At 51.7% G+C, this 12,101-nt stretch carries 12 protein-coding genes; 5 read left to right on the top strand and 7 right to left on the bottom strand.

What is annotated here, in order from left to right; genetic code table 11:
- The first annotated feature begins 2 nt into the window (after nucleotides 1-2).
- Both kefF and kefC read left to right on the top strand, forming a co-directional pair.
- Entirely contained in the window at nucleotides 3-563 is a 561-nt protein-coding gene (gene kefF / locus IEV89_RS11370; protein WP_188473628.1) for a glutathione-regulated potassium-efflux system oxidoreductase KefF, read from the top strand.
- A complete protein-coding gene (kefC, locus tag IEV89_RS11365; protein WP_188473627.1) occupies nucleotides 550-2,403 on the top strand; it encodes a glutathione-regulated potassium-efflux system protein KefC in 1,854 nt (617 codons plus the stop codon). The genes kefF and kefC overlap by 14 nt, the downstream gene beginning before the upstream one ends.
- Nucleotides 2,404-2,462: 59 nt before the next feature.
- On the opposite strand, the gene IEV89_RS11360 is transcribed toward kefC, so the two are convergent.
- Complete coding sequence (locus IEV89_RS11360; protein ID WP_188473727.1) at nucleotides 2,463-3,077, bottom strand: LysE family translocator; 615 nt, start codon at nucleotides 3,075-3,077, stop codon at nucleotides 2,463-2,465.
- 118 nt (nucleotides 3,078-3,195) lie between these two features.
- On the opposite strand from IEV89_RS11360, the gene IEV89_RS11355 reads away from it, so the two are divergent.
- From IEV89_RS11355 to folA, 3 genes are all read left to right on the top strand, one after another.
- Nucleotides 3,196-3,990: a threonine/serine exporter family protein gene (locus IEV89_RS11355; protein ID WP_188473626.1), complete on the top strand. Its 795-nt coding sequence runs from the start codon at nucleotides 3,196-3,198 to the stop codon at nucleotides 3,988-3,990.
- On the top strand, nucleotides 3,987-4,451 hold the full coding sequence (locus IEV89_RS11350; protein WP_188473625.1) for a threonine/serine exporter: 465 nt from the start codon (nucleotides 3,987-3,989) through the stop codon (nucleotides 4,449-4,451). The genes IEV89_RS11355 and IEV89_RS11350 overlap by 4 nt, the downstream gene beginning before the upstream one ends.
- Before the next feature lie 131 nt (nucleotides 4,452-4,582).
- On the top strand, nucleotides 4,583-5,068 hold the full coding sequence (gene folA, locus IEV89_RS11345; RefSeq protein ID WP_188473726.1) for a type 3 dihydrofolate reductase: 486 nt from the start codon (nucleotides 4,583-4,585) through the stop codon (nucleotides 5,066-5,068).
- A gap of 74 nt (nucleotides 5,069-5,142) precedes the next feature.
- On the opposite strand, the gene apaH is transcribed toward folA, so the two are convergent.
- The 6 genes from apaH to lptD form a co-directional block, all read right to left on the bottom strand.
- Nucleotides 5,143-5,994, bottom strand: coding sequence for a bis(5'-nucleosyl)-tetraphosphatase (symmetrical) ApaH (gene apaH / locus IEV89_RS11340; protein ID WP_188473624.1), 852 nt, complete (start codon nucleotides 5,992-5,994; stop codon nucleotides 5,143-5,145).
- Nucleotides 5,995-5,999: 5 nt separating this feature from the next.
- Nucleotides 6,000-6,377, bottom strand: a complete 378-nt coding sequence (gene apaG, locus IEV89_RS11335; RefSeq protein ID WP_188473623.1) for a Co2+/Mg2+ efflux facilitator ApaG/CorD — start codon at nucleotides 6,375-6,377, stop codon at nucleotides 6,000-6,002.
- A gap of 147 nt (nucleotides 6,378-6,524) precedes the next feature.
- A complete protein-coding gene (rsmA, locus tag IEV89_RS11330) occupies nucleotides 6,525-7,355 on the bottom strand; it encodes a 16S rRNA (adenine(1518)-N(6)/adenine(1519)-N(6))-dimethyltransferase RsmA (RefSeq protein WP_188473622.1) in 831 nt (276 codons plus the stop codon).
- Between the two features lie 5 nt (nucleotides 7,356-7,360).
- Entirely contained in the window at nucleotides 7,361-8,368 is a 1,008-nt protein-coding gene (gene pdxA / locus IEV89_RS11325; RefSeq protein ID WP_188473621.1) for a 4-hydroxythreonine-4-phosphate dehydrogenase PdxA, read from the bottom strand.
- Nucleotides 8,358-9,653 (bottom strand): peptidylprolyl isomerase SurA, encoded by a 1,296-nt coding sequence (gene surA / locus IEV89_RS11320; protein WP_188473620.1) that lies wholly within the window; start codon nucleotides 9,651-9,653, stop codon nucleotides 8,358-8,360. The genes pdxA and surA overlap by 11 nt, the downstream gene beginning before the upstream one ends.
- A gap of 66 nt (nucleotides 9,654-9,719) precedes the next feature.
- The gene (gene lptD / locus IEV89_RS11315) at nucleotides 9,720-12,083 is read right to left on the bottom strand and encodes an LPS assembly protein LptD (protein ID WP_188473619.1); all 2,364 of its coding nucleotides are present in this window, start codon (nucleotides 12,081-12,083) and stop codon (nucleotides 9,720-9,722) included.
- Nucleotides 12,084-12,101 lie beyond the last annotated feature (18 nt).

Genomic DNA, 12,101 nt, shown 5'->3' with positions numbered 1-12,101 from the left:
GCATGATTTTAATCATTTATGCCCATCCTTATCCGCGCCATTCGCGGGCCAATCAGGGATTGCTCGCGGCAGTGAAAGACTTGCCGAACGTGGAAATTCGTTCGCTGTATGACCTTTACCCCGACTTCAATATTGATGTGAATGCCGAACAGAAAGCCGTTGAACGCGCCGACCTGGTGGTATTTCAGCATCCGATTCAATGGTATAGCTTGCCACCGCTGCTGAAACTCTGGATCGACAAAGTGTTGGAGCACGGCTGGGCTTACGGCCACGAAGGCAATGCACTGAACGGCAAACATTGCCTGTGGGCCGTGACCACCGGCGGCAACGAGCATCATTTTGAACTTGGTGATCATCCGAATTTCGACGTACTGGCGCAGCCTTTACAGGCGACGGCGGTCTACTGCGGCATGCACTGGCAACCATATTTTGCGGTGCACAACACCTTTATCTGCAATGAAGTCGCGCTGAAAGCGGCAGGCGAAGAGTATCGCCGGCGCTTAACCGCCTGCCAGGGCCTGAAAGAAGGCTGTGCGCCGGAGATCGAAAATGGACAACCATAATCTGATGGTTGAAGGGCTGATTTATCTCGGCTCCGCGGCGCTGTTTGTCCCGATCGCGGTACGCCTCGGATTAGGTTCCGTACTGGGATATCTCATTGCTGGCTGCATTATCGGCCCGTGGGGGCTAAAACTGGTGTCGGATGCCGAGTCGATCCTGACCTTTGCGGAAATTGGCGTAGTGCTAATGCTGTTTGTCATCGGCCTTGAGCTGGATCCTAAACGTTTGTGGACCATGCGTGCATCGGTCTTTGGCGGCGGCAGTATCCAGATGGTCGGCTGCGGCGCGGTGCTCAGTGTATTCTGCTACTTCCTCGGTCTCGACTGGAAAATCGCCATGCTGATTGGCCTGACGCTGGCGTTGTCTTCCACCGCGATTGCTATGCAGGCAATGAGTGAACGCAGCCTGACGGCTTCACCCATTGGCCGCAGCGGGTTTGCCGTCTTGCTGTTCCAGGACATTGCCGCTATCCCGCTGGTGGCGATGATCCCACTGTTGGCCAGCACCGGCGAAGCCACTACGCTGATGAGCTTTGGACTTTCTGCCGCGAAAGTCGCCGGTGCGCTGGTGCTGGTGATCCTGCTCGGACGCTATGTCACACGTCCGTTGCTGCATTTTGTGGCCCGTTCCGGTATGCGTGAAGTGTTCAGCGCTGTGGCACTTTTCCTGGTGTTCGGTTTTGGCATTCTGCTGGAAATGGCGGGCATGTCGATGGCGATGGGCGCGTTTCTGGCAGGTGTCTTGCTGGCGAGTTCTGAATACCGTCACGCACTGGAGAGCGATATTCAGCCATTCAAAGGTTTGTTGCTGGGGTTGTTCTTTATCGGCGTCGGTATGTCTATCGACTTCGGTACCCTGGTTCATCAACCTCTGCTGATTGCGACACTGCTGGTCGGTTTCATAGCGTTGAAAGCCGCGTTGCTGTGGTTGGTCGCGCCATGGCTGGGTGTGCCCAAAAAGCAGCGCGGAATGTTTGCTATTTTAATCGGGCAGGGCAGTGAGTTTGCCTTCGTGATTTTCAGCAGCGCGCAAATGGCCGGTGTGTTGCCGGTGGAATGGGCGAAAGCGCTGACGCTGGCTGTGGCGCTGTCGATGGCGGTGACGCCGTTGCTGCTGGTTCTCGCCGCGCGTTTGGAACGTAATGCGCCGCAGGATGATCGTCCGCAAGACACTATCGATGACGAAAATGCGCAGGTGATTATTGCTGGTTTTGGGCGCTTCGGGCAGATCGCCGGTCGTTTGCTGCTGGCCAATAACGTGCATACCGTGGTGTTGGACCACGATCCCGATCATATCGAAACGCTGCGTAAGTTTGGCACCAAGGTCTTTTACGGCGATGCGACCCGCGTTGATTTGCTGGAATCCGCCGGTGCCGCGCAGGCCAAAGTGCTGATTAACGCCATCGATGATGTTGAGGCCAACCTGCAACTGACCGCGCTGGCGAAAGCGCATTTCCCGAACCTGAAGATTATCGCCCGTGCGCGAGACGTCGACCACTGGTATCAACTGCGTCAGTTAGGTGTGGAAGCGCCGGAGCGTGAGCTGTTCGAAGGTTCCCTGCGCGTCGGTCGCGAAGTGCTGGAAACCTTGGGGCTGGATGCCTATGAAGCGCGCGAAAAAGCCGATCTGTTCCGTCGCTATAACCTGAAAATGCTGGAAGCCACAATCGAGAATTACGAAGATACCGAGTTCCGTATCGCCAGTATGCAGCGAGCAAAAGACATGCTGAGCGCGGCGATCGAGCAGGATCAGGAGCGTCTGGCCTCGGAGCAACAACAGGGCTGGCGGGGAAGTATCGACGGCAAAGCGCCGGAGAATGAAGTGATTGAAGCGAAGAGTTAACGAAGGATGAAACCAGAAGCCGGTGCCTGAAATGCACCGGTTTTTTTATCAGAACGCTCTCAGCTCAGCGCCACTTTAATGCCTAAACCGATAAGTACACCGCCGAGCAGTTTATCGATAATTTTCTGCGTTTTTGCCAGACCGCGACGGACAGGTGCACTTTGGATCAACAAGGACAGCAGTGGCCACCAGATAGCCGACAGACCGACAATGATCGACGCGTACCACAGTTTTTCAACGAGACTCGAGTTAACCTGTAGAACCTGAGTAAATACCGCCAGGAAAAACAGCGTTGCTTTAGGATTGAGCAGGTTACAAAGGTAGCCTTGCACGAAAGCCGTGCGCAGCTTGACTGACTTTTGCTCAATTCCGTCCAGGTTTAGCTTACTGTTGCTGCGTGAAAACAGTGTCTGAATACCCACCCAAATCAAATAGGCAGCGCCGACATACTTCAGCAGACCAAATAGCCAGGGTGTCGTTGTGATAACCACGGCAAGACCTGCGACGCAGTACGACATGTGGGTGATGACACCACAAATTACACCGAGTGAGGTTGTTAGCGCGGCCATACGCGGATAACGCGCCGCATTTTTGATCACCAGAAAGAAGTCCGGGCCGGGGGATAGCATGCCAAGGAAAGCGATACTGGCAATAAACAAGGAGGTTTCAAGCATAAAGTAACCGTCATCAATGTTCGGAACGAAATAAGGCGGCATCATACGCCAATCTTGATGGTCGGAACTACACTTGCCGGTTTTTTTTACTGGTTCTTTTATTGAGGCTCAGGACGCTATGCAAGCATCTATCACTGAAAGTTCCACAGCCAGCTATCAGCGGGAAATAACCCGTCTGTGTATTGAATGCGCACTGCTACTGCTCCAGCATGGCGCCGAAAGCATGTTGGTGGAACTGTTATCGGCGAGGCTGGGGATAGCCCTCGGCATGGATAATGTTGAAAGTTCCATTTCTGCCAACGCCGTTGTGCTTAGTACGATCAGTAAAGGGCATTGCCTGACCTCGACGCGCAAGAATACCGATCGCGGCATCAATATGCATGTGGTAACGGAGGTGCAGCATATTGTGATCATGGCTGAACATCGGTTGCTTGATAGTTCGCTGGTGGCAAAGCGTCTGCGAAATATCAAGCCACTGCGTTATCCACGTTGGTTGATGATTCTGATGGTGGCACTTTCCTGCGCCTGTTTCAGCAAACTCAATGGCGGTGGCTGGGATGCCTCTCTTGTCACGCTGCTAGCCAGTGGCGTAGCGATGGCGGTGCGCCAAACTCTGACGATTCGCCAGACACATCCCCTTTTGAACTTCTGTTGTACCGCGTTTGTTGCGACGAGCATTTCCGGTTTATTGCTCAAACTTGCCTGGTTCAGTCATGCTTCCGGTGTCGCGATGGCCGCAAGTATTCTACTGCTCGTTCCTGGTTTTCCATTGATTAATGCGGTGGCTGATATGTTCAAAGGCCATGTGAATACCGGTCTGGCGCGTTGGGCCATGGCCAGTTTATTGACGCTGGCGACGTGTATCGGTGTCGTCATAGCGATGTCAGTATGGGGGTTGCAGGGATGGGCATGAATCTGATGTGGGCACTGGTTCAGGATATGCTGCTGGCGGCGGTTCCTGCACTCGGTTTTGCTATGGTCTTCAACGTTCCACCCAGAGCGCTGCGCTATTGCGCGTTACTGGGAGCGCTGGGGCATGGTTCACGTATGCTGATGATGCACGCCGGATTGAATATCGAATGGGCTTCGTTACTGGCGGCTATATTGGTGGGCGTGATAGGTATCCACTGGTCACGCTGGTTACTGGCGCATCCGAAGGTATTTACCGTTGCGGCCGTTATCCCGATGTTTCCGGGGATTCCTGCGTATACGGCAATGATTTCTGTGGTTGAAATTTCTCACATTGGCTACAGTGAAGCGCTGATGGCCACGATGGTCACCAATTTCCTGAAAGCCAGTTTTATCGTCGGGGCATTATCGATTGGACTATCTTTGCCGGGACTTTGGTTGTATCGCAAACGCCCTAGCGTGTAAATCAGGTAAGCAGTCTCAAATCTTTGTAAAGCGCCAGTCTTCCTATCGACGGCTGATGGGGCTTTCCGTATAGTGGCAGCTCTTTTTACGGGTCACGGTTTTATTCCTTATCTACACAGGGCTTCACAATGATTATTAGCCTGATCGCCGCACTGGCGACGGATCGCGTTATTGGTATGGAAAACGCCATGCCTTGGCATTTACCGGCTGATCTGGCTTGGTTTAAGCGCAATACGCTGAACAAACCGGTCATCATGGGACGTAAAACATTTGAATCTATCGGCCGTCCTTTGCCTGGTCGCTTAAATATTGTCATGAGTTCAAATCCAGGGACTCATGATGATGTGACCTGGGTGAGCTCTGTTGAAGCGGCGATCGCGGCGGCAGGCGACGTTGAGGAAGTTATGGTGATGGGGGGCGGTCGGGTGTATGAACAGTTTTTGGACCGCGCAGACCGTTTATACCTGACGCACATTGATGCAGAAGTGGAAGGGGACACGCAATTCCCGGACTACGAACCGGACCAATGGGAAAGCACATTCAGCGAGTTCCATGATGCCGATGCGCAAAATTCTCACGGTTATTGCTTTGAAATCCTGGATCGCAGCCAGGACTAATCCCCGCAGCCCGTTCCAAAAAGAAAGGCACCTTCTCAGGTGCCTTTCTGTATTTCCAGCGCGCATAGAACCCTTCAATAGTCGGGTGTCTGGACCTGCTCTTTCTCAATCTTTCTGCTGGACGGCTGGGTAAACCAGGCTTTATCTTCCCAGCGCACCATAGTCATGACGCCACCCCAGCAACAGCCTGTATCCAGCGCGTAAACACCTTCTGGTGTGCCTTGACCTTCCAGAGAAGCCCAATGACCGAAAGCAATACTATATCCTGCCTGCAGGATTGGGCTTTCAATATCGAACCACGGCTTAAGTGGTCGTGGGGCGTTTTCCGGTGTGTCCTTGCAAATCATATCAAGCTGACCATTCGGGAAGCAGTAACGCATGCGGGTGAGCGCATTGGTGCTAAACCGCAGGCGTGCCAGACCGCTCAGTTCTGGTGACCAGTTATTTGGCATATCACCGTACATGGCATCAAGGAAAAGTGGGTAGGTATCACTGCGTAATACCGCTTCCACTTCACGTGCGCATGTCTGTGCTGTTTCCAGGTTCCACTGCGGCGTGATGCCCGCGTGGGCCATGACCAGCTTAAGTTCTTCGTCAACCTGCAAAACAGGCTGGCGCCGCAGCCAGTTGATCAACTTGTCGGCGTCTTCGGCTTCGAGCAGCGGTTTCAGGCGATCTTTAGGCTTGTTGAAGCTGATACCGGCAAAGATGGCCAGCAAATGCAGGTCATGATTACCGAGCACCATGCGCACCGAATCCCCTAAACCACTAACATAACGCAGCACTTCAAGCGAGTTCGGGCCTCGTGCGACGAGATCACCGGTCAGCCACAAACAGTCTTGCTGCGGATCAAAATCCGCCTGCGCCAATAGCGCTTTGAGTTCATCGATACAGCCATGAACATCACCAATAAGATATGTCGACATGAGGATTAATTTATCAGCGTTGGGATCGCGAGGCGAAAAACAGGGATGGGCACGTTGAACAGCTCGCCGTTCTCTGCAACCATTTCGTAATGACCTTCCATTGTCCCCAACGGCGTTTCAAGAACCGCACCGCTGGTGTAGTGAAATTCATTACCGGGCAAAATGAGCGGTTGTTGACCGACGACACCGTCACCACGAACTTCAGTTTGTCGCCCGTTACTGTTGGTGATTAGCCAGTAACGGCGGAGCAACTGCACGTTGAAACGCCCAAGGTTGCGAATGGTAATGGTGTAGGCGAAGACAAAACGCTCTTCATCAGGTATCGACTGCGACTCTATGTAGATACTTTGCACCTGAATACTGACGCGGGGTGAATCAAGCATAACGTTACTCCCTATCCCCTTCATCATTCAAGCTACAGGTGTGCTCCCTACTTCCTTTCAACTGAATCACTGACCTCAGTCTGCTCATCAGGTTTTTCTCGCTTGTTGCTGCCCTGTAACTCGAATTCTTTTGGGTATATGAAATGATTATTCCGGTTTCGGTTCAGCATTTTTCGGCCGGGTCGATAACCAGTTAGCCAGCTTGCAATATTGCTCAACAGAGATGTTTTCTGCACGCATTTGCAAATCCAGGCCCAGGGCGCTCATCTGTTCTGGAGTGAACAAATGACCGAGGCTATTACGAATTGTTTTCCGGCGCTGGTTGAAGGCGTCGGTTGTGAGACGGCTCAAAATACGAATGTCATCCACCGGGTAAGGGATGGTCTTATGCGGGATAAGACGAACCACGGCGGAGTTAACTTTTGGCGCTGGCGTAAAGGATTCCGGTGGTACTTCAAGTACCGGAATAATATTGCAGTAATATTGCGCCATGACGGTCAGACGACCAAATGCTTTGCTGTTAGGCCCGGCAACCAGACGGTTAACAACTTCTTTTTGCAACATGAAATGCATGTCACTGATGGCATCAGTATAGAGAAACAGATGGAACATCAACGGCGTGGAGATGTTATATGGCAAATTGCCAAACACGCGCAGGGGTTGTCCTAACTCTTTGGAAAGCTCGCCGAAATCCACTTTCATGGCATCGGATTGAATCACGCGGAGCTTGCCCAGCATCTTCGGGTTGGTCTCCAGACGCGCCGCTAAATCACGGTCAAGTTCGATCACCGTCATGCTATCGAGGCGTGAAGCAACCGGTTCTGTCAATGCTGCCAGACCGGGACCGATCTCAACGACTGCCTGACCCGGCATAGGATGAATGGCCGATACGATGCTGTCGATAACAAACTGATCGGTTAAAAAGTTTTGCCCAAAACGTTTACGAGCAAAGTGGCCCTGATGTACACGATTATTCATTGTGGTTATTTATCATTACTGTTGTTTGCCATGTGAATAGCGAGATTTATTGCTGTCTTGAAACTGCTTGCATCGGCGTTGCCGGTAGCAGCAAGTTCAAGGGCGGTGCCGTGATCAACGGAAGTCCGGATAAAGGGTAGGCCGAGTGTAATATTCACTGCGCGACCAAATCCCTGATATTTTAGCACCGGAAGGCCCTGATCGTGATACATCGATAGTACGGCGTCAGCATGTTGTAGATATTTCGGCTGGAAAAGGGTGTCCGCAGGCAGCGGGCCAATAAGGTTAATTCCTTGCTGACGTAGCTCTTCAAGCGCAGGAATGATGGTATCGATCTCTTCATGCCCCATGTGGCCCCCTTCACCCGCGTGCGGATTAAGACCACACACGTAGATTTGTGGATCAAGGATCCCAAATTTAGTCTGAAGATCGTGGTGCAAAATGGTGATCACTTCATGCAGGCATTGACGGGTGATCGCCGCTGGCACGGCAGACAATGGCAAATGCGTTGTCGCCAGTGCAACGCGTAGTTCTTCGGTTGCCAACATCATCACCACGCGATCGCATTGGCTGCGATCGGCAAAAAATTCAGTGTGTCCAATGAACGGAATGCCTGCGTCATTGATAATGCTTTTTTGTACCGGACCCGTAACCAGCGCAGCGAATTCGCCATTAATGGCGCCATCGCAGGCGCGTGCCAGTGTTTCTAACACGTAAGCACTGTTAGCGACAGCCAACTTACCTGGCGTCACGGCCACGGCAGTTTTGATCGGCAACACGGTCAGTGTACCGGCAGCTTGAGGCTGTGGCGGCATACCTGGCTGATAGTCGAGCAGTGTAATGTGCAGTCCTAAAACGCTGGCCCGATCTCGCAATAACGCCGGATCAGCACAGACGACTAACTCAACAGGCCATGCCTGCTGAGCGAGTGCCAGTACCAAATCCGGCCCAACCCCGGCGGGTTCGCCGGGGGTGATGACCACTGATTTCGTCATGGAACGCTTATTTTCCATTACCGTCCAGAATTTTCACGTACGCATTGGCACGCTGTTCCTGCATCCAGGTTTGTGCTTCTTCCGAGAATTTACGGTTAAACAACATCCGGTATGCACGTTCTTTCTGTGCAGCGTCAGTTTTATCAACCTGACGAGTGTCGAGCACCTCAATCAAGTGCCAGCCAAAGGATGAGTGAACCGGTGCACTGAGCTGCCCTTTCTTCAGGTTAAGCAATGCTTCACGGAAAGCAGGGTCATACATATCTGGCGAAGCCCAACCTAAATCGCCGCCCTGATTGGCAGAACCCGGATCCTGAGAGATCTGTTTGGCTTCTTCAGCAAACGTGACTTTACCGCTCTTAATGTCAGCCGCAACCTGCTCCAGTTTTGCCTTAGCCTGCGCGTCGGTCATCACCACGGAAGGTTTCAGCAGGATGTGACGTGCATGGACTTCAGTGACGGACACGGTTTTGTTATCGCCGCGAATATCGTTCACTTTCAGGATATGGAAACCAACACCTGAACGGATTGGACCAATGATCTGGCCTTTCTGCGCCGTACTCAACGCCTGAGCAAATAGCGAAGGCAGTTCCTGCAATTTACTCCAACCCATATTGCCGCCTTTCAGCGCCTGTGAGTCAGCAGAGTAGGTGATCGCCATTTTACCGAAATCGGCACCATTATTGATCTCACCTATCACTTTCTTCGCCAGTGCTTCAGTCGTATCTACCTGATCCTGCGTCGGATTTTCTGGCAGAGGCAGCAGAATGTGGCTGATGTTGAACTCAGCACTGCTACCATTTTGTGCGCCGATCTGCTTTGCAAGAGTATCGACTTCTTGAGGAAGCACGGTGACACGACGACGGACTTCACTGTTACGTACTTCGCTAATCATCATCTCTTTGCGGATCTGTGCACGGTAAGTGCTGTAGTTCAGACCGTCATACGCCAGACGACTACGCAGTTGGTCGACAGTCAGCTTATTCTGCGCAGCAATTCCGGCAATGGCTTTATCGACGTCTGCATCCGTTAGTTTAATGCCCATTTTATTGGCCATCTGCAACTGGATGTTATCCATGATCAGGCGATCCAGGATCTGATGGCGCAGCGTGGCGTCATCGGGCAATTGTTGATTAGCCTCTTTCGCTTGTTGTTTAACGGATGTCATCAGGCTCGTGACGTCACTTTCAAGGACGACGCCGTTATTAACCACGGCGGCCACTTTATCAACCTCTTGCGGCGCTGCGAATGCGGTGCTGGCACAAAGCGTTACGCCGAGGAGAAGCATTCTCCAGTTCTTCATACTTTTTCCATTTGTTTAATCCGCAATTGCGGATGCAAGTTCACTGAGTTCAACATATCGTTGGGCTTAGAAAGCACGTTGATAAGGCAGTATGCCGCTGGCCAACATTTCATTGGTTCCGAGGCTATGATTACTGCTCAGGCCACGAAGTTCAATGTTGAATGAAATCTTGTTGTCATACTTGCTTTCGGACTTGGTTGAGTCGTATGTGGTGATTTTACGTTCGTACCCCAAGTTGACAGCCCAACAGCAAGTGTTGTATTGCAAACCCAACAGTTGGTCGGCAGGTTGCTGTGCTTTGATGTCGTAATAGTAGGCACCGACGATCGCCCAGCGGTCAGCGATTGGCCAACTGGCAATCCCGCCTAACTGCGAGATGCCCTGCTGGTATCCAGGGTTAGTTAGCTGAGGCAACGTAGCCTGAATATATTCCGGGCTGGCATAACGGTAGCTCAACTGAACCATTCTTTCTGAATCAGCGCGGTATTCCAGTACAGCATCACCCAGCGCCAAGGCATCAAGACGGGTGTCATACTGTGCACCGCCACGGATACCCCAGAAGTCATTGATTTTGTAGTAAGAATCGCCAGCCCAGACGAGGCTGCCGGTATCGCTGTTTTTATCCAGTACGCTGTTTTGGTCACCCGTACGTGGGGGCGTAAAATAATAAATCTGACCAAGAGAGGCGTTAAAACGCTCCACCAGGCCGTCATCATAAATACGGGTCGTCAGACCACTGGCTACCTGATTCGCTGAAGCGATGCGGTCCAGGCCGCTATAGCTCTTATCACGGAATAGCCCGGTATAGTCAGACTGCAATAACGTCGAATCATAGGTGTTAATTCCACTCTGATCGCGGTAGGGAATGTACAGGTACTGCGCTCGCGGCTCGAGGGTCTGGGTGAAACTTTGGTTCCAGTCCATGGTGCGTTCAAACACCATTTTACCATCACTTTTAAACTCAGGTAGCGTACGGTTAACCGTACTTTTCAGCTTGGAATCCGGGTTAGCAGCGAAGTAGGAATCGGGAATATCCTGTTGATAATGCGTCGTCATCAATTTGACTTCATTATCCAGGCTACCCAAGCTATTGCTTAATGGCAGGCTTAGGGTTGGCTCTAAATGCAGTCGAATAGCATCAGGCTGATCCGGGTTTACGTTGGTAAACTTCACAGCCTGGCTGTAGACGTGAAGATCAAATGGGCCAAGATCATTTTTATAATAATTGACGTCAAATTGCGGCATGGCACGGTAAACGTTACCCGTGTCATAGCCACTGAATATCTGGAATTGCTTACTGGCTAAGGTCGCATCCCAATTTTTATTGGCGTAGCCGACGCTGAATTTCTGCGCCGCATAGCCGTAGGTGGTCGAGCCAAACTTTGAGTCAAAATCTGTGAAGTAATACGGGTCACTGACCTTGGTGTAGTCAATGTTGAAACGCCAGACCTTATCCACCACGCCTGAGTGCGCCCAATAGTACATCCAGCGGCTGGTACGACCTTGAGTCTTGACGTAATCATCATCGATTTTCTTATCGTCACCGAGATAATCGAACTCCATAATACCGGCACCGGCAACGGTCAGATAACGGAATTCATTCTGCAATTGCAGACCACGGTTACTCATGTAATTCGGTGTGATAGTGGCGTCGTAGTTAGGTGCTATGTTCCAGTAATAAGGAACGGTAACACCAAAGCCATTATTGCTGCTGTAGTTGGCGTTCGGAATCAGGAACCCGGAGCGACGTTTATTACCAATCGGTAACTGCATATAGGGGCTGTAGAACACCGGCACCGGGCCGATGTGGAAACGGGCATTCCAGATCTCTGCCACTTCTTCCTGACGGTCTTCGATGATCTGCGAACCCACTACGCTCCAGCTATTATCACCGGGCAGACAGGAGGTAAATGTGCCGTTATCAAGAATGGTGTAACGGTTGTTGTCACGCTGCTTCATTTTGTCCGCAACGCCGCGACCCTGACGGCCAACCATTTGATAATCGCCGTTTTCCACGTCGGTGTCTTTGGTTGTCAGGTTCGAGAAGGCTTTAGGGCCATTCAGCTTGATCTGATTGCTATTATATTTAACGTTTCCCGTCGCCGTGACGGTGCGGATCGGTGTGTCTTGCCCGGGATTCGCGATCTGATTCAGCTGAACCTGGTCGGCATCGAGTGTGGCATTACCCTGTTCGACATTAACTTTTCCGCTGAACAAGGCATTATCTGGGTAATTCCCGGTGGCTTGGTCAGCCTGAATACGAACGGGAAGTTTATTAGGGTCACCGGTAACCAGCGGTTTATCATAGGTCGGAACGCCGAGCATACATTGCGCAGCGAGATCGGCGAAAGCCCCATGGCTGTAAAGGGCCGCCCAAATAGTGGTGGCCAGCAGCGTAGGTAAGCGAGTTTTCAGACGTCTGTTTTTCATACGTAAAATGGTATTCCG

This window comes from Hafnia psychrotolerans, assembly GCF_014639435.1.
Classification (GTDB): Bacteria; Pseudomonadota; Gammaproteobacteria; order Enterobacterales; family Enterobacteriaceae; genus Ewingella; species Ewingella psychrotolerans.
This window is presented reverse-complemented; position numbering and strand designations above follow the sequence as displayed.